This is a genomic window from bacterium (genome assembly GCA_035945995.1).
In the GTDB taxonomy this organism is placed as follows: Bacteria; Sysuimicrobiota; Sysuimicrobiia; order Sysuimicrobiales; family Segetimicrobiaceae; genus DASSJF01.
On the sequence record DASYZR010000126.1, the window covers coordinates 1 to 19,390 of the forward strand.

Annotated in this window: 18 protein-coding genes; 2 read left to right on the forward strand and 16 right to left on the reverse strand. The window is 70.5% G+C overall.

The features are described from left to right. The 9 genes from VGZ23_14620 to VGZ23_14660 form a co-directional block, all read right to left on the reverse strand. Positions 1–737 (reverse strand): MraY family glycosyltransferase (locus VGZ23_14620; protein HEV2358824.1); only part of this gene is annotated, 737 nt, incomplete at its 3' end. 15 nt (positions 738–752) lie between these two features. Further along, a complete protein-coding gene (locus tag VGZ23_14625; protein HEV2358825.1) occupies positions 753–1,733 on the reverse strand; it encodes a ribose-phosphate pyrophosphokinase in 981 nt (326 codons plus the stop codon). Between the two features lie 30 nt (positions 1,734–1,763). Beyond that, complete coding sequence (gene glmU / locus VGZ23_14630; protein HEV2358826.1) at positions 1,764–3,137, reverse strand: bifunctional UDP-N-acetylglucosamine diphosphorylase/glucosamine-1-phosphate N-acetyltransferase GlmU; 1,374 nt, start codon at positions 3,135–3,137, stop codon at positions 1,764–1,766. Positions 3,138–3,215: 78 nt separating this feature from the next. After that, the gene (locus VGZ23_14635; GenBank protein HEV2358827.1) at positions 3,216–4,721 is read right to left on the reverse strand and encodes a cobyrinate a,c-diamide synthase; all 1,506 of its coding nucleotides are present in this window, start codon (positions 4,719–4,721) and stop codon (positions 3,216–3,218) included. Beyond that, complete coding sequence (locus tag VGZ23_14640; protein HEV2358828.1) at positions 4,722–5,228, reverse strand: hypothetical protein; 507 nt, start codon at positions 5,226–5,228, stop codon at positions 4,722–4,724. A gap of 107 nt (positions 5,229–5,335) precedes the next feature. Then, a complete protein-coding gene (locus VGZ23_14645) occupies positions 5,336–6,127 on the reverse strand; it encodes a VOC family protein (GenBank protein HEV2358829.1) in 792 nt (263 codons plus the stop codon). A gap of 107 nt (positions 6,128–6,234) precedes the next feature. Next, positions 6,235–9,507 (reverse strand): error-prone DNA polymerase, encoded by a 3,273-nt coding sequence (locus VGZ23_14650; GenBank protein HEV2358830.1) that lies wholly within the window; start codon positions 9,505–9,507, stop codon positions 6,235–6,237. 9 nt (positions 9,508–9,516) lie between these two features. Next, positions 9,517–10,989, reverse strand: coding sequence for a DNA polymerase Y family protein (locus VGZ23_14655; protein ID HEV2358831.1), 1,473 nt, complete (start codon positions 10,987–10,989; stop codon positions 9,517–9,519). Then, positions 10,967–11,830, reverse strand: coding sequence for a recombinase A (locus VGZ23_14660; protein ID HEV2358832.1), 864 nt, complete (start codon positions 11,828–11,830; stop codon positions 10,967–10,969). The genes VGZ23_14655 and VGZ23_14660 overlap by 23 nt, the downstream gene beginning before the upstream one ends. Between VGZ23_14660 and VGZ23_14665 the strand changes: the two genes are divergently transcribed. Both VGZ23_14665 and VGZ23_14670 read left to right on the forward strand, forming a co-directional pair. Continuing rightward, entirely contained in the window at positions 11,829–12,038 is a 210-nt protein-coding gene (locus VGZ23_14665) for a hypothetical protein (protein HEV2358833.1), read from the forward strand. The genes VGZ23_14660 and VGZ23_14665 overlap by 2 nt on opposite strands. Positions 12,039–12,228: 190 nt before the next feature. After that, positions 12,229–12,810, forward strand: coding sequence for a LysE family translocator (locus tag VGZ23_14670; protein ID HEV2358834.1), 582 nt, complete (start codon positions 12,229–12,231; stop codon positions 12,808–12,810). Here the strand turns inward: VGZ23_14670 and VGZ23_14675 are convergent. The 7 genes from VGZ23_14675 to VGZ23_14705 all read right to left on the reverse strand — a co-directional run. Then, the gene (locus tag VGZ23_14675) at positions 12,797–13,297 is read right to left on the reverse strand and encodes an SRPBCC family protein (GenBank protein HEV2358835.1); all 501 of its coding nucleotides are present in this window, start codon (positions 13,295–13,297) and stop codon (positions 12,797–12,799) included. The two genes, VGZ23_14670 and VGZ23_14675, sit on opposite strands and share 14 nt — an antisense overlap. Then, positions 13,297–14,007, reverse strand: coding sequence for an anti-sigma factor (locus VGZ23_14680; protein ID HEV2358836.1), 711 nt, complete (start codon positions 14,005–14,007; stop codon positions 13,297–13,299). The genes VGZ23_14675 and VGZ23_14680 overlap by 1 nt, the downstream gene beginning before the upstream one ends. Then, the gene (locus tag VGZ23_14685) at positions 14,004–14,720 is read right to left on the reverse strand and encodes a sigma-70 family RNA polymerase sigma factor (protein HEV2358837.1); all 717 of its coding nucleotides are present in this window, start codon (positions 14,718–14,720) and stop codon (positions 14,004–14,006) included. Before VGZ23_14685 ends, VGZ23_14680 begins: the two co-directional genes overlap by 4 nt. Positions 14,721–14,740: 20 nt before the next feature. Then, entirely contained in the window at positions 14,741–15,874 is a 1,134-nt protein-coding gene (locus VGZ23_14690; GenBank protein HEV2358838.1) for a HupE/UreJ family protein, read from the reverse strand. An 18-nt stretch (positions 15,875–15,892) separates the two neighbouring features. Further along, positions 15,893–17,224: a tetratricopeptide repeat protein gene (locus VGZ23_14695; GenBank protein ID HEV2358839.1), complete on the reverse strand. Its 1,332-nt coding sequence runs from the start codon at positions 17,222–17,224 to the stop codon at positions 15,893–15,895. 108 nt (positions 17,225–17,332) lie between these two features. Next, the gene (locus VGZ23_14700; protein HEV2358840.1) at positions 17,333–18,532 is read right to left on the reverse strand and encodes a DUF4331 family protein; all 1,200 of its coding nucleotides are present in this window, start codon (positions 18,530–18,532) and stop codon (positions 17,333–17,335) included. Between the two features lie 318 nt (positions 18,533–18,850). Next, positions 18,851–19,390 (reverse strand): tyrosine-type recombinase/integrase (locus VGZ23_14705; protein HEV2358841.1); only part of this gene is annotated, 540 nt, incomplete at its 5' end.

Below are 19,390 nucleotides of genomic sequence, written 5' to 3' on the forward strand. Positions count from 1 at the left end.
CCGAGCAGATACCCGAGCAGCATCGAGCCCGTATCCCCCAGGAAGATGCGGGCGGGATTGAAGTTGTACGGGATAAACCCGAGCGCCCCGCCGGCCAGCGCGGCCGCGAGGATCGCCGTCCCGACGTCGCCGCGGTGATACGCCGCGACCAGCAGCGTCGTTCCGGCGATCGCCGCGATGCCCGAGGCCAGCCCGTCCACGCCGTCGATCAGGTTCATCACGTTGCAGAGGGCCACGACCCACACCACCGTGACGATCGCCCCGAGCGGCCCGACGACGAACACCATGCCGCCGAGCGGATTCGTGAGCACGTCCATGCCCACCCCGAACGGCAGCAGCACCGCCGCGGCCAGCACCTGGCCGATGAGTTTGACGATCGGCCGCGTCCCCCGCACGTCGTCGAGCACGCCGACGAGCGTGATGAGCGTCGCCCCGAGCAGGAGGGCCACGATCGGCCGGTCGATCGCCGGCACGTACGGGATGACGACGGTGATGCGGTGCGTCTCGAACGCGACGCGGATGGGCCGTTCCACCGGCAGACCGACGAGGACCGCGGCGACGAACGCCACGTAGATGGCGACGCCGCCGAGCCGGGGCACCGGAGCCCGGTGGATGTGGCGGCCGCCGGGACGGTCGAGCACCCCCAACTGCGTGGCGACCCACACCACGATCGGCGTCACGGCATAGGCGATGCCGAGCCCGATAGCGCCGGCGACCAGGAACGGTGAGATCGTCACCGCGGGCGGCCCCGGCTACTCGCCCTCGGTCGCCGTCTGCATCACGCGGGGCGCCCCGAACAGCTCGCTCACCGACTGCTCGGCGTGGACCCGCTGCACCGCCTCGCCGATGAGGCCGGCCACCGAGATCACCGCGAGCTTGGCCGTCCGCTTCTCCGGCGGCACGGGAATGGTATCGGTGACCACCAGTTGTTCGATTGGGGACCGCGCGAGCCGCGCGAGCGCGGGCGGCGAGAGGATCGCGTGCGTGCAGCAGGCGTACACCGCCCGGACGCCGCGCTTCATCAGCGCTTCGGCCGCGAGCGTGAGGGTCCCGCCGGTGTCGATGATGTCGTCGACGAGAATCGCGGTTCGCCGGTAGACCTTGCCGATCACGTGCACGATCTCGGCGACCTGGTTGGGGCGGTCGCGGCGCTTGTCGATGATCGCGAGCGGCGCCCCGAGGTACTGGGCGAACTCCCGCGCCCGCTTGACGCCGCCGATGTCCGGGGAAACGATCACCGGATGCTCGAGCGCGAGCGAGCGGAAGTAGTCGCCGAGGATCATCCGCGCCGGCAGATGGTCGAGCGGGATGTCGAAGAACCCCCACAGCTGTCCGGTGTGCAGGTCCACGGTCAGGATGCGATCCGCGCCGGCCGTCGTCAAAAGGTTCGCGACGAGCTTCGCGGAGATCGGCTCCCGCGGCTTGATCTTGCGATCCTGGCGTGCATACCCGAAGTACGGAATCACCGCCGTGACGCGCGCGGCGCTCGCCCGCCGCAGCGCGTCGATGATGATCAGCAGTTCCATGAGCGTCTCGTTCGCCGGTGGACAGGTCGACTGCACGGCGAAGGCGTCGAGGCCGCGCACGCTCTCCTCGATGCGGACGCCGATCTCCCCGTCGGCAAACCGGAAGACGTGGATCGCGCCCACCGGCAGCCCCAGGTACTCGCCGATGCCCCGGGCGAGGTCCGGATTGCTGGTGCCGCTGAAGATCCGGATCTGAGGGTCGGCCATCGCCGCTCCTTCCCTGGTGCCTCTGTGCCCCTACCGCCGTCCGTTGAGCGACCGGATGACCCGCGCCGGCACGCCGACGGCCACGCGCCGCGGGGGGACGTCCTTCGTCACAACGGACCCGGCCCCTGTGGCCGCCTCGCGGCCGATCCGGACCGGGGCCACCAGCATCGAGTCGCTCCCGATGTAGGCCCGGTCGCCGATGGTGGTCCGGTGCTTGCGCCGGTCGAGGCCGTAGTTGCAGGTGATCGTGCCGGCGCCGATGTTCACCTCGACCCCGATCTGCGCGTCGCCCAGGTAACTCTTGTGGTGCACCTTGGTCCGGTCGCCCACCCGCGAGTTTTTCAATTCCGCGAAGTTGCCGATTTCCACGTCGCGCCCGACGACGGTGCCGGGACGCAGGTGCGCGAACGGCCCCACCCTCGTCCCTTCACCGATCCGGCTCTCCTCGACCCAGGAGTCCCACACGCGGACCCGGCGTTCGAGGACGGAGTCGTGGACGCGGGCGCCGGGCCCGACCGTGCAGTTGAGGCCGACGACCGTGCGGCCGGTGAGGAACGTCCCGGGGTGCAGCACCGTGTCCCGGCCGACCTTCACCGTGTCGTCGACGAATGTCGTTGCGGGGTCGAGCACCGTCACCCCGCCGTCCATCAATCGCTCAAGCACCCGGCGGCGCAGGATCGCGTCGGCGGCCGCCAGCTCCGCGCGCGTATTGACGCCGGCGAGCTCCTCCAGATCGGCAACCGGCACCACCGCCACCGGACGCCCCGCGGCCGCGAGCATGTTGATCGCGTCGGGGAGATAATACTCGCCCTGCCGGTTCGCCGGCCGGACCCGCCGGAGGGAGCCGGCGATCTCGGCGACCCGGACACAGTAAAATCCCGCGTTGACCTCTCGGATCGCCGCCTCGTCGGGCGTCGCGTCGGCGTCTTCGATGATGCGGAGAAACCGTCCGTCGGCGGCGCGCACGATCCGCCCGTAGCGCCGGGTGTCGGCCGGCGTCCCGGCCGCGACGGCCGCGGCCGCGCCGTCGCGCACGCGGAGCCGCAGCGCACGCAGGGTCTCAGGCGACACCAGCGGCATATCCCCGTTGAGCACGTACGCCACGGCCCGGTCCCGCAGGCGCGGCACCGCCTGGAGGAGCGCGTGCCCGCTGCCGAGCGGATCGCGCTGGATGACGTAATCCACCTCGTCGCCCAGCGCTTCCCGGACACGCCGGTGGTCGGGACCGACCACGATCAGGGGCCGCCGGACGCCGGCCCGGCGGAGGGCCTCGACGACGTGGGCCACGATCGGACGTCCGCGAAGAGGGTGCAGCACCTTGGGAAGCTCCGAGCGCATCCGAGTACCTTTGCCCGCGGCCAGCACCACGGCCGCCGTCCGGTCTGTGCCTGCGGCGTGAGCCAAAAAAATGTGCCTCCCCCGACCCGCGCCGCAACGCGCGGTCGCGGCCGCGCGAACCCAAATTCGTGGCCGCGCCGCGGCCTACCTGCGGCGGGTCCCCGCGGCCGCGGGGACGGCCGCCGCGAGCGCGACGAAACGCGATGCGAGCCGCGGATCGCTGAGAAAATTCAGGTGCACGTACGAGGCGAGCACGCCGCTCCGGCCGTACCCCTCGAGGCGGGCCGGCGCCCGCGGGCCCCCGGTGGGGGGCAGGCCAGGCAGGCCGGAGTCGTGCGCATCCCGCAGCCGGTACGCCGCCCGGTCCGCCTCGGGCGGAGACGCCGGCGACGACGCGTGAAATTCGTGCCCTCGTACGATCGTGCCGCGGGGCGCCAAAATCGTGTCGCGGAGCATCTCCGCGCGAACGTACGCGACCCGCGCCCGGGCGTGCATCCGAATCCACGCCGGGACGATGCCGGCCAGCCGGTGCCGGCGGCCGTCGACCGCAACGCCGCGCGCCAGATACATGAAGCCTCCGCATTCCGCGTACACCACGCCGCCGGCGCCGGCAAACGTCCTGAGCGCGTCGAGCGCCGGACGGTTCTCGGCCAGCGCCGCGGCGAAGAGTTCCGGATAACCTCCGCCGAGCACGACCGCGCCTGTCCCGTGCGGCAGCCGCCGGTCGGCGAGCGGGCTCCACGGTACGACCCGGGCGCCGAGCGCTTCGAGCAGTTCGATGTTGTCGTCGTAGTGAAACGTAAATGCGGCATCGCGCGCCCACGCAATGACGGGCCGCCCCGGCGACGGCCGCGGGCCGGCGAGGGCGCGGGCCTTCCACGCGCGACGCGGCGCAAGACGGGGCGGCACCAGCACGCGGGCCAGCGCGGGGGGAAGCAGCCGTGCGCCCCCCGGGCGGGGCACCCGGGTGATCCGGAGCAGACGCCCCAGATCGAACCGCCGCTCGACCTCGTGTCCCAGGCGCGCCAGGAGGCCTCCGAGCGAGGCGCGCTCGGAGGCCTGGACGAGACCGAGGTGGCGTTCCGGGATCGCCAGACGGGGATCGTCCGGCAGCGCACCGAGGACCGGACGGCCGGTGGCGCCCTCGACGGCATCGGCCACCCAGCGGCGGTGCGTGTCGCCGGCGACGCGGTTCAGAATCCAGCCGGCGATCCGCACGCGGCGGTCGAACACTTGGCAGCCGCGCGCCACGGCGCCGACGCTACGGGCGGCGCGCGAGGCGTCCAGCACGGCGATCACCGGCAGATCGAGCAGCCGCGCGACGTGCGCCGTGCTGCCGGTGTCGTCGCCTCCCGTGAGCCCGTCGAAGAGACCCATCATCCCCTCGACAACGGCCGCCTCTCCCGCGTCCGCGTGCCGGTGGAACAGCCAGCGGACGGTTGGGGGATCGAGCAGCCACGCGTCGAGGTTCCGGGCGGGGTGCCCGGCGGCACGACCCAGAAAGCCCGGATCGATGTAGTCGGGACCGACCTTGAAGGGGGCGACACGCAGGCCCCGGCGGCGGAGGGCCGCGATCACCCCCGCGGTCACGGTCGTTTTGCCGGCGCCGGTGTGCGCCGCGGCCAGGACAAATTGTGACGGCGCGGACACTCAGCCGGTTCTGGGACGGGCGAAGACCGGGATCAGGAGGCTCACCACGATCGCGGCGGCGTAGTGCACAGCGGCAAACGCGGGCCGGGCGGCCGCCGGCAGGTGGAACGGCGCCGATCCGCCGACGCCGAACAGCGCGAGGATCTGCAGGAGCGGCGTTACGATGCCCGCGAGGGGCGCAAGGCCGAGGTGCCGGCCGGCGGTCGGCAGCGGAAGGGTGAAGATGACGACGGTATCCGCCGTCGCGACGAGGAAGCTCGTCAGCCACAGCGCCGCAACCGGGCGCGGTGAGACGCGGCTCCACATCCAATAGACGAGACCGCCGAACAGGCCCGCGACGACGGACGACCAGCCGGTCGCTTCGAGCGGCGGGAACCGCGAGTGCAGCTCCATGACCAAGGCGATGTTGACCAGGCCGGCGACCGCCCCGGCCCCGATCCCGCCGGCCAAGGCCGGCGGCAGCCGGACGCTGGTCATTGTGCTCGACTGTGTGGTCCCGGATGCCATGCCCCGATCCCGTCTTCCCGTGGTCCCTGCTTGGGCGTCCGCCGCATCTATCCCTGTCGGGCGTGGTGGACCGGCGGTGCCGGCCCACCACCCGTATGATGTTCGGTCTACGAAGCCGGCGGATTGAAGCGCGCGATGGCGAAGGCCGCGCCCTGGCCGTCCCGGCAGACCGCAAAGCGGCCGACGTTGGGGATGTCGGTCGGCGGCTGCATCAGCGTCCCCCCGAGCTGCGTGACCTTCGCGGCGGCCGCGTCACAATCAGCGACGCCGAAGTAGGTGAGCCAGTTCGGCGGCACATCCTTGAGGCGCGGCGGTCTCGCCATCATGCCCGCGATCATGGTGGTGCCCGATTTGAAAATCGTATAACTGCTGTCCTCGCTCACGTCGACCACGTCAGACGTCCAACCGAATGTCGCCCGGTAGAACCGGCCGGCCGCGTCGACGTCAGGCGACAACAGTTCATTCCAGGATATCGCCCCTTCTTCGCTCACGACCCCTGCGCCCTTGTGGTCCCTTGCCTGCCAGATCGCGAGGCGCGCGCCCGTGGGATCCGCGATCGCGGCGCTCCGGCCGACGGTCAGCACGTCGTCCGGACCCATCAGGACCTTGCCGCCGTTCTGCGAGGCTTTTGCGGCGACCTCGTCCGCGTTGAGCACGTTGACAAAGGGCATCCAGTGCGCCGGGACCCCCCGCGCCTGCATCTGCTCCAGGGCAAAGAGCCCTGCCGCGTAGTGGTCCCCTAACCTACACATGGTGTACGTCATGCCCTGGCCGGCAGGCATGTCGTCAAACTGCCACCCGAACAGGCTTCCGTAGAATCGCTTCGCCGCGGCGGGATCGGTCGTGCCGAGGTTCACCCAGGAAAACTCGCCGTGCGCGTACTCCGTTCTCGTCGTCATGTGTCCCTCCCACAGTGTCTACTATGATCTTCCCGCTCGAACCGGGGTGCCGTAACACCGGATAGTCGTTTGGCGGCCCGGAAAATCGACAGGGGCCCCCGGGGCCGTCACCGGAAGTCCCGGCTCGTGACTGCCGGCGGCGGCGCATCCCGCGCCCCGCGCCTCGCGCGGGGACGCCAAAATTTCCGGGCGATGACGTGCACGATCTCGTGCTGCCGCTGGATGCGCCCCGTCACGCCGAGGAAGACCGCGGCCCGCGCCAGCCGGGCGTAGGCATCCATCACGGCCGGCCAGACGACGAGGTTGACGAAGCCGCTTTCGTCTTCGAGCGTCATGAACGTGACGCCCGATGCGGTCCCGGGGGTCTGCCGGCAGATGACGATCCCCGCGTAGCGGACGCGGGTACCGTCCCGCATCGCCAGCACCGCCCGCGCGTCCGGCAGGCCCGCCTCGCGCAGCGCCGGGCGCATCGGCGACAGCGGGTGCCCGCGGGTGCTGTGCCTGGACGCCCGATAGTCCCACGCGATGGTCTCGTAGGCGCCGAGCCCGTCGAACACCGGCGCCGGCTCGCGCATCTGGACCGGGAGGACGATGTCTCTCCGGCGCGCAAGCGCCCGCACCTGCCAGAGTGCCGTGCGGCGATCGGCGCCCAACGCCTCGAAGGCGCCGGCCTCGGCCAGTTCCACGAGGGCGCCGGCGTCGAGCCGGGTGCGGCGGATGAGATCGTCGAGGGACTGAAATGGCCGCTCGGCCCGAGCCTGCACCAGCCGCCGGCCGCCGTCTTCGGCGAGCCCCTTGACGTAGCGCAGGCCCATCCGGACGGCGCGGGGCTCGGACCCCGCGGCAACATCCGCGCCCCCGCGGTCCTCGAGCGTGCAGTCCCACTCGCTTGCCGTGACGTCGATCGGGCGCACTTCGACGCCGTGGCGCTTGGCATCATCGACGATCGTCGACGGTGCGTAGAAACCCATCGGCTGCGCGTTGAGCAGCGCGCACGTGAACTCCGGATGATGGTGGCACTTGAGATACGCGGACGCATACGCGATGAGGGCGAAACTGGCGGCGTGACTGAACGGAAATCCATAATCCCCGAATCCCCGGATCTGACTGAACACCCGCTCCGCCATCTCGGACGTCACGCCCTTGGCGGTCATCGCGGACACGAGGCGATCGTGGTGGCGCTCGAGCCGTCCCGAGCGGCGCCACGCGGCCATGTCGCGGCGCAACTGGTCCGCCTCGCCGGGCGAGTAGTCGGCGGCGACCATCGCGATGCGGATCACCTGCTCCTGAAAGATCGGCACGCCGAGCGTCTTCGCCAGCACGGGCTCGAGCGACGGATGCGGGTACTCGACGGGTTCCTCCCCGGCGCGCCGGCGGAGGTACGGATGCACCATGCCGCCGACGATCGGCCCGGGCCGTACGATCGAGATCTGAACGACGAGATCGTCGTAGGTCTTGGGGCACAGGCGCGGCAGCATCGACATCTGCGCGCGGCTCTCGACCTGAAACACGCCGATCGTGTCGGCGCGCGAGATCATCGCAAACGTCTCGCGGTCGCCGTCCGGAATCGTGGCCATGGAGAGCGGGCGGCCGTCGGGGGCGCGGGCGCCGTCTTCGTCGAGTTGCCGGAACGCGAGATCGAGGTGCGAGAGCGCGCCGAGCGCCAGCACGTCGACTTTGAAGAGCCCGAGGCCCTCGACGCTGTCCTTGTCCCACTGAATCACGGTGCGGTCGGGCATCGTCGCGTTCTCGATCGGCACGATCTGGGACACGGGCTCGTGGCCCAGCAGAAAGCCGCCGGGGTGGATCGAGAGATGCCGGGGGATGTCCTGCATCTCGGCGGCGAGCCGGACGAGGTGTCGGTGAAGCGGCCGCGCGGGATCGAGGCCCGCGTCGCCGAGCAGCCGCGGGAGGCGCGAATCGTCTTCGTGCCACACGAGCTTCGCGACGCGGTCCAGCGCCACGAGGGGCAGGCCCAGCGCCTTGCCGGCGTCGCGCACCGCCGAGCGGAACCGGTAGCGGATGAAATTGGCGACCATCGCGGCGCGGTCGCGGCCGTACGTCTCATAGATCCACTGGATTACCTCTTCCCGGCGGTTGTGCTGGACGTCGAGGTCGATGTCCGGCGGCTCGGCCCGCTCGCGCGAGAGAAACCGTTCGAACAGCAGGTCGGTCCGCACCGGATTGACGGCCGTGATGCCGAGGCAGTAGCAGACGGCGGAGTTGGCGGCCGATCCGCGCCCCTGGCAGAGGATGCCGTGCGCGCGGCAGTATTGGACGATCTGGTGCATGGTGAGGAAGTAGCCGCCGTAGTCCAGGTCCGCGATGATCGCCAGTTCCCGGTCCAGCTGCGCGGTGACCTCGGGCGGCACCCGGCCGCCGTACCGCCCCCCCGCCCCGGCGAACGTGAGGGTCCGCAGCCACCCGGCCGACGTCGCGCCCTCGGGGAGACGTTCGAGCGGATACCGGTACCGCAGTTCGGTGAGGGCAAACGCACACCGGTCGGCGACCTCGCGGGTTCGGCGGACCGCGCCGGGATCGTCGGCAAACAGCGCGTCGAAGGCGCCCGGATCTTTGAGCGCGTGTTCCGCGTTCGGCTTGATCCGTGTGCCGGCGGCCGCGAGTTCGATCCCGTACCGGGTACAGGTGAGCACATCCTGGAGCGCACGCCGCGCCGGCGCATGATACAACACCTCGTGCGCAGCCACGATCGGCAGCCCGTACCGCGCCGCCCGCGCGCGGAGCCGGCGTTCCTGGACCACCTCGACGTCCCGCCGGTGCCGGGCGGCCATCGCATATACCCGGTCCCCGAAGGCGTCACGCAGGTCGTGCGCGGCGTCATCCGGCTTGGGGCCGTCGGCGGCGAGCAGGCTCGCCTCCCCGCCCCACAGCGCCAGGAGCCCGCCGGCGTGGCCGGCGACTTCCCGCCAGGTGACACGGCTCTCGCCTTTGGGAGAGCGCCGGCGCCCGACCGTCAACAGCCGGCAGAGATTGGCATAGCCGTGCCGGTCCGCGGCCAGGAGAAGCAATGTCGAATCGCCGGCCCGAAACGGGACCGGCGGATGCCGCATCTTCGACGCCTCCGCGGGAGGTGACGACGCGACCGACTGTGACGAGGTCGTTTGATGTGCCTCGCGGACGCCCATGATCGCCTCCGCGGGAGGTGACGACGCGACCGTCACCTGCGCCCCGACAATCAACCGGATGCCGCGCCCGCGCGCGGCGAGGTGGGCCTCCACTACCCCGTGCACGCCGTCGCGATCGGTCACCGCGAGTTCCGTGAGCCCGTGCCGTGATGCGGCCTCGACCAATTCTTCGGGAGACGAGGCCCCCTCGAGAAACGAAAAATGCGTCTTGCACCACAATGGCGTGTACGGCATCGTCGTGCGTTACTCCACGCGCCCGTGCAGATACCAGCGCCGGCGCACGGCGTCGTAGAACACCCACCGCAACTCTCCGTGCGTACCTTCCAGAAAGTAGTAGGTCCGATGCGCCCCGTCTGGCGCGGGGCAGGCGGGACAGGCCCACCAGCCGCCCGAGACGATGAACGGGCCGCCGGCGGCGGACGGCTCACCCGGGATCGCGACGTACCGCTTCAGCGGCACCGGCCGCTCGAAGATCCGCCGGACCAGCGGTCGCATTCCGACAGAGCGGGGCCGCGGCAGGCGCAGGTGCGCGACCGGCTCCCACCCGAACCGGGCTTCCGGTAAATGCCCGTCGCGAAGCACCGCGCCCACCACCGCACCGTCACCATACCGGGCCCGGAGGCGATCGAGGGCGCGGGTCCCGGCCTCGACGTCTCGGGAGGAGTGTTCCGGCAGCAGGGCCAGTTGGTCCGGGGCGGCCGGCACGCCGGCGGCCTCCGCGAAGATCTCCGTCACGCCGGCATCAACCCGCACCGCGTCGAGACGCAGACGCACGAGATCGGCCAGCCGGACCGCATCGAGCGTCGGTGATGCCGGCCGGATGAGATGGGCACTCCACTCGCCCTTCCCCAGCCGGAACCGCAGATCCAGGGCGGCGAGCGCCTGCCCGCGCGGTGCTAGCCGGGCCAATAGCGGATGCAGCACATGCTTGACGGCGAACAACAGGCGTTGGGCATCCGATTCCGGCGCATCCAGCACGAGGTGCCGCCGCACCGGCTCGGTCGCCGGCAGCGGTACAAGCGGCGTCCACAGGTCGCCCGACGCCAGCCGGTGGAGGCGCTCGGCCGCGGGTCCAAAACGTTCCAGCACTCCGCCGGCCGGCAGCCGGAGCAGATCGTCCACTGTCCGCACCCCAAGCCGTCCGAGCGCGTCGAGGGTGTCCGGCGGCAGGCGCAGATGACGCAGGGAGACGCGCCGGCCGACGGCGCGTTCTTCGTCGGGGTCCGCCAGTACGCGGGTGCCGCGTGTGACCTGGGCCGCCGCGTATGTTCCGAAGCGCGTGAACCCAACGACGATCACCGCGTCGTATCCGGCATGCGCGAGATCGGTCCGGACGGCCTCCGCCCATTCGGCCAGAGACGAGTGCAGCCGCTCGAGGCCCGACGCATCGAGCCACAAGACGCCCGGCTCGTCCGCCGACGGCTCCACGTGGGGAGAAAATCGGCGCAACGCGTCCGTCACCGCGCGGACGGCACGAGCGACGTCGGCCGGAGAAACGGTCCCGGCACGGAGATGGGGGGCGAGCGCCAGCGCCGCCGCATAGCGAAGCCCGGGCGCGATCCCGGCCTCCCGTGCCGGCGCATTGACCCAGAGCACCGGACTCTGGGGCGTATCTTCCGCGACCACCACGCTCGGGTATCTCCGCCACTCCGGATGGCCGCGCAGCAATACTTGTAAAGGCAACGCCGGGATCTCAGCGCAGGCCCGACGCGCCACGACACAGCTCCGTATACTGCCAGCCCGGCCCGCGGTGCTTGTCCTTCAACGCGACCAGCCCGCAGCGAAATCGATCGGGACCCGTGCGCTGCCGCAGGCAACGCACGTGCAGAGAGATCAGCGAGCCGAGGGACCCCGCATATGTGGCGTCGTCCGCCGTGGTCCGCACACCGGTTGGACTCAGCGGACGTTCGCCGGACGGCCGCGTCAGGAACAACAGCGCGGTTCGATGGCGCCGCGCGAGACCGGCCAGCCGCGCGAGTACCGTCGCCGCCACGGCCTGCGGCGCCCCGAGATCGGTCACGATGAGACCAAACCCGGCCGATCGAAGGAGCAGATCGGCCGCCGAGAACGCCGCGATCGTCTCGGGCACGCGAACTACCGGCAGTGCGGCGAGATCGACCCCGTTGTCATAGACGTCCGGCGGATAGAATACGCCGGATCGATCGTCCGCGGCCGTGATCCACGCCACCGGCTCGCCGCATTGTTGCGCATCGATGATGACTTTGCAGGCCAGCGTCAGCGCAGCGGCATTCCCGCCGGCTTCCAGCTCAACCAGGCGGCCGGCCAGGTATTCGAGAGACCACGGCTCCTCAGGCCGGAGTACTTCGGTCGAGACGTCATGCAGAGACCCAATCACATGGCGGGGATTGTAAAGCGGGATCGCTTGCGACATTGCCACTGTTTCAGATTCACCTGGGCCGCGTGATGACCCCATGATATCGAACGTATGTTCGTATTTCAACCGAACGAACACCGGTTTCTGACCTGGGGAAATCATGTATGACGCCGTCTGTTCATGGGCGGCGGACAAATCGGTTTCCCGGCGGTGAATTGACATGGACAAAGCACGGTTCGAAACCCGGTGGCCGGCCGTCCGGCAACGCGTGAAGGCCAACTGGAACCGGTTGAGCGACGAGGATCTCAATCAGGTCAACGGCGATGCCGACACGCTCGTCGGCATGATCCAGGAGAAATACGAAGAACCGCGCGTATCAATCGAAATGCAACTCAATCGCCTGTTGGAGGAACACCCGGCGCAGCGGTAGGAGTATCGCTCTACACCACGCACCGGTTTCGGTTCGTACCGGCGATCCACCCCGCGACCGTCCCCGGCACGATCGTACAAGACCCGCGCCGGCCGATCTGGTTTGCTAAGGCCGCATCGTCCGCATCCCCGCGAGAGGTCTCGAGGGGCCCCTCGCTTCATGGAGGCAGTGCACGCGTACCGAGCAGGTCGTGGCGTTTCTGCTGTTCGCCGTCGCGGCCGCGGGCACCCCGGGTCCCAGCAACATCATGCTGACCGCGGTCGGTGCGCGTGCCGGCGTCCTGAGAGGACTGCCCAGTCTGATGGGCGTCATGACCGGCATGGGTCTCATGATGTTCGCAGTACCCCTCGGCCTCGGGAGCCTGGTCCTCGCGCACCCGCCGGTGCTCAAGACGCTCCACTGGGGCGGCGCGGCATTTCTGCTCTGGCTGTCGTGGAAGATCGCCATGTCTCCAAGCGATAGCGAAGCGATGCCGGAAAGGAATCCGGTCGGCTTCCTCGGCGCCGCGGCCTTTCAGTGGGTCAATCCGAAATCCTGGCTCGTGAGTGCGATCGCCGCGGGCACTTTTCTCGGCACCGGCCGGGGGAGCCCCATTGTGCAGGCCGCCTTCCTCGGCGGCCTGTTCATTGTGGCGGCGTTGCCGAGCTGCTTCCTGTGGCTGGCGTTCGGAGCCGGCGTCCAGCGCGTTCTCCACAGCCGCCGCAGACGGAGAACATTCAACATCGTCATGGGGGCGCTGCTTGCCGTGTCGGTGGCCCTCATCGTTGGGTAGCGACGGCCTCCAGATACGCCCGCAGGCCGGCTTCACCGCGCGGCGTGGTCCAGTAGTGGTTCCAGGCGAACAGCGGCTTGAGGAGCGGCGAGAACACCCGGATCAGGGGCTTCGCGGCAATGACTTCCTCTTCGATGTCCGCGCGGGTGCCGGGACCGTCGGCGGAAAGAACGGCCCGCCAAGTGCCGTCGAGGTCGCCGCGGATACGAACCTCCACCGCCCTGTCCGGCTCCAGCACGGTCGACTCCAGAATGAAATGCAACCGATAGGGCAGGAATCCGCGGGCGACGGCGCGGATCCGCCGGCCGACCCGCGGTGCCGCCCACTCACCGTCGAGCGGCTCTACCGCCAGATACACGCCCTTCCACCATTCCGGGAGCAGCCGGGCGTCCGAGATCACCGCGTACACGTCCCGGGGCGGGAAATTCGGAATCGTCCACTGCTCGACAAAGCGGTAGGCGTTGGACGGCATCGGTTTTGCGGACACTATCCTCCCCCTAACCTGCCGAGGAGAACCGGCGCAGCCGAGGGCCGCGCGGCGCCGTACGGCCCGTGCTCGACGGAGATGGCCACGGCCCGATACCGTACAAAGTCGGCCCCGACGGCGACGATGACCGGTGCCCCCGGGGCCGGACGAAACACGCCGGCGCTCTTCGGCGTCGTCCCGGCCACGAGCCAGAGCTGGTACACGAGGTCGGGCCCGGGATCCCGGAGGCCGGTGGCGATCAACGCGCCCCGGCCGCTTGCGGAATCGAACACGAACCGGACGCTGCCCGCCGCCGTGCCGCTGAGCGTCACGGTGTGCGACGCGGGGTTCGCCAGCAGCGCGAGCGCCTGAGCCTGGGCGTCCGCCCGAGTCGCAAGGGCGGTCAGCCGCAGCTGGAGCGACACGGCGACTCCGGCAAGTACGACGACGAGGGCCGCGGCCGCGGCTAACGCAAGTCCCCACGCGGGCCGGCCCCCGCCGCCCCGCCGGCGCGGACGCGCCGCGTCCAGAACCCGGCCGTGCAGGTGTGCCGGAGGCTCCTGCTCCGCGAACCCGGCCGCGAGCGAGGCGGTGACCTCCTCAAAGAGTGCCAGTTCGCGCCGGCATTCCTCACAGGTCGCGAGGTGCGCCTCGACGTCGCGCGCGTCCTCGGCGACGAGCGCGTGCAGCGCGTACCCCGCAATCGATTCCCGCAGTTCCTCGTGGGTCATCGGGCCGTCTCCCCCTGACGGGGGCAGGCCGGTGCCGCCGCGGGAAGGACCGTCCGCAGGCGCAGCAGACCGTCCCGCATGCGCGTTTTGATCGTGCCGAGGGGGACGCCCAGACGCTGCGCGATCTCCCGCTGAGTGTAGCCGCCGTAGTAGGCCAGCACGAGCGCCGCGCGCTGGTCGGCCGACAGGGTTTCGAGTGCGTTCCGGACGCGGCCGGCGTCGACGCGGGCCTGCGCGGCCTCGATGACGTCCGCGTCGCCGGTCATCGCCTCGGGCAACGGGACGGTAAGGTGCCGCCGCGACCGCCGCACCGCGTCGACGCTCTTGTGGTGCGCCACCGACAGAATCCAGGCGCGCGCACTCCCCCGCGCCGCGTCAAACTCACCGGCCCCGCGCCAGACCGCGAGGAACACGTCCTGCGTGACCTCTTGGGCCAGCACGGCGTCCCGCAGCATGCCCATCGCGAGGGAGTAGACGGGTCGACTGTACCGGGCGTACAGCGCTTCAAACGCGCCGGCGTCCGACTGCGCGGTCCGCCGCAGGAGCGCCTCGTCTTCGCCCCCGTCGAGGAGTGAAACCGTGCCCCCCATCATCGGCCCCGCCAGGTCAGCGACGTGCGGCCTCCTTCGCGCCGCGGAGAGGCCCTCCCTGTCCCAGGCCTCGGCCGGCGTCCTCCGCCCGTCGCACACCGCCCCGACGGCGGCAGATTCCATGCGGCCACCCGTCGCGCCGGTTATGATGCCAGGAGCGCGCGCTGCACGAACCAGACCAGGCCCGTACAGGCCGCCGCAACCGAGACCCAGCGGCGGAAGCCGGGCGCCCAGCCGTACGCCCGAATCGCATCGAGCGCGAGGGTGGCGAGGAGGATCACCGAGACCTGACCGATCTCGACGCCCACGTTGAAGCCGAGGAGGGACGCTGCGAGGTTGGCACGGGGCAGGTGCAGCTCGGTCAGCGCGGAGGCGAAGCCGAGGCCGTGCACCAACCCGAAGCCGAACGTCACGAGCCACCGCGAGCCGAGCGACCCCCGGCCCCGCCAGACGTTCTCCGCGGCGACATAGGTAATGCTGAGCGCGATCGCACTCTCCACCCATCGCGACGGCAGGTCGACCAGGCCGAGCACGGCAAGCGACAGCGTGATCGAATGCGCGACGGTGAACGCGGTGACGATCTTGAGCAGTTGCGGCAGGGTCGCGCCGACCATGAGCAGGCTCAACAGGAACAGCATGTGGTCGTAGCCGGTGAGAATGTGCTCGATGCCCATGAGGATGAAGCCCCCGGCCGCCTGCCAGACCGCGGGACGGCCGAGTTCGATCGTCGCCTGTTCATGCCCTGGGGTAAACGCGACGTTGTGCACCCGGCCGTCCGCCAGGATCGTCGCGAGGCAACTGGCGGTCGACGCGCCGGGCGGGAAGAGATCGTAGTGGATCGTGAGCGCGTCCACCGGCGCCGGCCACGCGTACGCGAGGACCAGGGTGGTGTGGGTCGCCGGGGCGAGGCCGGCCGGGCCCGACGCCGCGGGTGCGCCGGCGAACGGCTGGACCGACAGCGCGCCTTCCTCGAGTCCGGCGCCCGCCTGGTGGCGAAGACGCGCGAACAGCCGGACGTGCGCGGAGAGGACCCGCCGCAGGTCCTCGCGGGCCCGGATCGCTGCGCCGGACAGGCGGCCGGTGTGGCGATCGTCGGCGAACGCGAGAAGACCGCTCGGCACAGTCAGTGTGACGCGCGCCCGGGCACCGTTGACCGCGATCTCCGCGGCGGCCTGATCGGCCCAGTGCGCCTCGACGTGCGCGGGTCCCGCGGCCAGCCACGGCGCCAGGAGCGCGATCGTGATCGGCAGGATCCATCGTCCCCAATGTCGCGTCATGGTCCCGTCTCCTCTCCGCTATAACCCGACGAGTGCAACCTGCAGCGAGCGCGCGTCGAACGCCGGATCGGCCGCGCGCACGCGCCGCAGGTACCCCCGGGCGGCCTCCGTGTCGCCGAGTTGCTGTGCGATCAACGCGGCGCGATAGAAGTATCGCGCGTCCCGCACCCCCCACCGCATCGCGGCGCGCTCCGCCCGCTGCGCTTCGTCCCACCGTCCGGCGAGGCAGAGCGCCCACGCCATCGTGTCGAGCGTGTCGGGGTCCATCCGCACGGCGAGTTCCTGCCGCATCAGACGGAGCGCCTCGGGGAGGTCGGCGGCGCGCCCCCGGGTCAAGAGCAGCCGCGCGAGCTCCCGGCGGTGCCCATACGCGCCGGAGGCCGCATCCTGGCGCAGCCGCGTCTCGGCGTCGGCCCAAAATCGGGCGGCCTCGGCGTGACGGCCTTCGAAATCGCGCGCCTGCGCGACGCCACGCAGGACCACGTGATCGTAGACGTTCGGCGCGTCGCGCGTGACCGTGACCACGCGCGTGAGGTGGTCGACCGCCGCCTCGTACCAGCCCTGGCGCAACTCCAACACCGCGAGATCGGTCAGCGCGAGCGGATACTGCGGCAGGATCCGCAGCGCCTCCGTGAAGAGCGCGCGCGCCTCATCGAACCGTCCGTGCTGATACAGGAACCGCCCGTAGAGGCTGCGCACCCACGTCGAGCTCGCGGTTTCCTCCGGCTCCTCCAGCGCCAGCGCGCGGCGGTAGTCGGCTTCCGCCTCGGCGTCCCGGCCCTGCGCGATCTCGACCAGCGCCCGCAGCGCGTAGGCCCGCAGGGAGGGATCGGCGGCCATGAGCGCCCGGACCGCCCGCGACGCCGCAGGTACGTCGCCCCGGGCCAGGTTGGATGTGACGATGATCGGAAGGGCCTCTCCGCTCGGGCCGGCCGCCCGGGCGAGACGCATCGCGTCGGCAAAGTCGTGCCGGGCCTCGGCCACGCGGGCGAGCGCCAGGATCGCACCCTCGTTGTTGACGTTGAGGCGGGCCAGCGAGGCCCGGGCGGTCTGGTCGGCCAGCAGGTACCAGCGAATATCGCCGGTGACGCGGGCCTCCTTCAAGTACGCGCCGGCGAGGCCCGCCCGGTCGAGGGCGCCGTCGGGATTTCGCGCGAGCCGGTCCTCGTAGAACGCAATCTCGGCCCGCAGCAGGTTCGTGATCGCGCCCTGGGGCGGACGCTCGAAGCGGTACCGGAACGGCGAGCCGGCGTGTCCGGCGGGAGCGCCGCGGGCGAGAACGGCGCCGGCCGCGAGCAGCGCAGCCGCCGTGAGCGCGAGCATCCACGAACGCCGCCGTGTCGCGTGCATGCTGGGTACCTCCACAGGACCGTGTCTCGATCTCCGCCGAGTGCCGGCGGCAGGTGTGTCCGGCGGGCGCCGGCGGCATCCGCAGCCGCCGGCGCCCGGGGTGGCAGCCTAGTTCGGGTCTGACAGGTACGGGAAGGACGTGAGCAGCGGCTTATGTGCGGTCCCGCCGCCGTTGGGGCCGGCGTACGTCACGTTGTCGGTCTTTACCGCGCCGTTCGTCACTACGGACAGAGTGACGTGGATCACGTCGTCGGTGATCTTGCGCCCGCGGATCGGGCTTCCCTTGCTGTTCAACGCGGCCGCGTAGCCGCTCGGCCCCGTCGTGTCGATGCGCATCACGTCTGGCAGGAACGCGAGCAGGAGCGCGGTGGCCCGTTTGTCGTCGTTACCGAACGCCATGAGCGTGTGCTTGGCCTCGGCGACGATCGGACCCGCCGCGTCCGCTTCGGGCTTGTGTCCGGCGAGGGCCGCGGCCTCGAAGCCCGGGCCGACGCCGTTCAGCGCGTTCTGGTACGCGGTGGTCGTCAGCAGGCCCTCGCCGATGGCCGGCCGGGCCAGCCGCGCGACCTGCTTGCCGCCGACGCTCACGGTTGTCCAGGCGTCGAACGTCGTCGCGGAACTCGAGCCCGCGAGCCAGGCGCGCGGCACGCGAGCGGCGATCGACAGGACGTTGTAGCCCGCGGTGAAGTCGTAGCCCGGGGTCCGGAATCCGACCTTGGGGCCCATTCCGAGCGCGCCCGCGCGGACCCGGAAGAACTGCTCAACGTCGAAGAAGAACGGGTCTTCGCGCAGTCCGGCGAACACGGAGATCGTTCCCCCTGCGACGTTGACCGGGGTCACGATCGGCGCCCCCGCCGCGCCGAGCGGGGTGGTGCGCGCCGCGCCCATCGTGCTCGCGCCGGTGACGCCGTCCCGCATCGCCGTTACCTTGATGGCCTGCGAGCCGTCTTTCGCCGGAGCGCCGAACTCGAACCGCAGCAACGCATCGGTCTTGCCGGTCGGCATCGCGTCGTTGCCCGCGGCCCGGGTCACATGGATGTCGTACTGCGCGTTGGTGCTGAAGTCGTAGGTCTGGCGTGGAAGCGACCGCGGGTTGACGTTCATGATGAACACCAGATCGTCCGCGGACGCCGCGGGATTCTGGTCCTGCTCACGGAACACGAAGAAATCGGTCGTGTGCAGGGCCCGGCCCTTGAGGTCCAGTTCGCCGTCGTCGTGGTTGGACGCGACGAGCAGCCTGGGTGTGACGAGCAGCGCGGCCAGCGCCAGCAGTGCCATGGCCGAAAGCCAGAGCCTGATTCGTGCCATAGTGCCACCCCCTGTCGTGGTCGGGGAAGCCGCGGTGCCGTCGGCCGTGCGCGCGCGGGCGGCTTCGTCCGTCACCGCGATATTCGCAGCCCGGGCCGTCCGCGGATTGGTTGCCCGATGGTGACGTACGTGATCCTAGGCAGCTACACTGAGCAGGGCATCCGGAACATCAAGCAGTTGCCGCAACTGCGCCAGGCGGCCGAGCAATTCGTCGCCGGCAAAGGCGGCCGGGTCGCCGCGAACTACCATCGGGGAAGAGTACGTGGCTGGGGGGCCAGGATTCGAACCTGGCGGGGCCCCTTTGCACCCGGTTGCACCTTACTGCACTACGTGGCTCTCGCCCTTATCTATCAAGCGTTTTCCGCTCCCGACCGGTTGCACGGCATTGTCGCCCATTGCACCCCGGAGAGCACCGGACAAGTGCAAATTGAGTGCAGCCTCGAACCCCTCCGGGAAAACCAACTCGTCGATCCACTCGACCTGGCGCTTTGGGATCGACTCCATCAGGTGGCCGTAGGTGTCAAGCGTGAACCCGGCCGAGTAGTGTCCCATCTGCCGGGCGATGTGCAGAGGATTCTTTCCAGCCGCAATCAGCAGCGAGGCGAACATATGACGCAAGTCGTAGGGGCGGATCGGGCGCACGCCGGTGACCCGGTGCGTGCGTTGCCAAGCCTCATACATCGTGTCGCGGCTAAATATGCGGCCGTCCGTCCGCGGGAACACCAGCCCGCCGGCTATGCGGCTGGGTAACGTCTCCAGCACCCGGCGCACGGTCGGCACCATGTCCACGTCACGCACTGAACGGTCGGTCTTCGGGGCACCCAGAACCTGCGTGCGCGCCTCGAACGAGGTCGTGAC

Excerpts from the sequence above, each read along its gene's own strand:
- VGZ23_14625 (HEV2358825.1), bottom strand. The coding sequence starts at position 1,733 with ATGGCCGACCCTCAGATCCGGATCTTCAGCGGCACCAGCAATCCGGAC.
- VGZ23_14640 (HEV2358828.1), bottom strand. The coding sequence starts at position 5,228 with ATGGCATCCGGGACCACACAGTCGAGCACAATGACCAGCGTCCGGCTG.
- VGZ23_14645 (HEV2358829.1), bottom strand. The coding sequence starts at position 6,127 with ATGACGACGAGAACGGAGTACGCGCACGGCGAGTTTTCCTGGGTGAAC.
- VGZ23_14650 (HEV2358830.1), bottom strand. The coding sequence starts at position 9,507 with ATGCCGTACACGCCATTGTGGTGCAAGACGCATTTTTCGTTTCTCGAG.
- VGZ23_14665 (HEV2358833.1), top strand. The coding sequence starts at position 11,829 with ATGGACAAAGCACGGTTCGAAACCCGGTGGCCGGCCGTCCGGCAACGC.
- VGZ23_14660 (HEV2358832.1), bottom strand. The coding sequence starts at position 11,830 with ATGTCAATTCACCGCCGGGAAACCGATTTGTCCGCCGCCCATGAACAG.
- VGZ23_14680 (HEV2358836.1), bottom strand. The coding sequence starts at position 14,007 with ATGACCCACGAGGAACTGCGGGAATCGATTGCGGGGTACGCGCTGCAC.
- VGZ23_14685 (HEV2358837.1), bottom strand. The coding sequence starts at position 14,720 with ATGGAATCTGCCGCCGTCGGGGCGGTGTGCGACGGGCGGAGGACGCCG.
- VGZ23_14690 (HEV2358838.1), bottom strand. The coding sequence starts at position 15,874 with ATGACGCGACATTGGGGACGATGGATCCTGCCGATCACGATCGCGCTC.
- VGZ23_14695 (HEV2358839.1), bottom strand. The coding sequence starts at position 17,224 with ATGCACGCGACACGGCGGCGTTCGTGGATGCTCGCGCTCACGGCGGCT.
- VGZ23_14700 (HEV2358840.1), bottom strand. The coding sequence starts at position 18,532 with ATGGCACGAATCAGGCTCTGGCTTTCGGCCATGGCACTGCTGGCGCTG.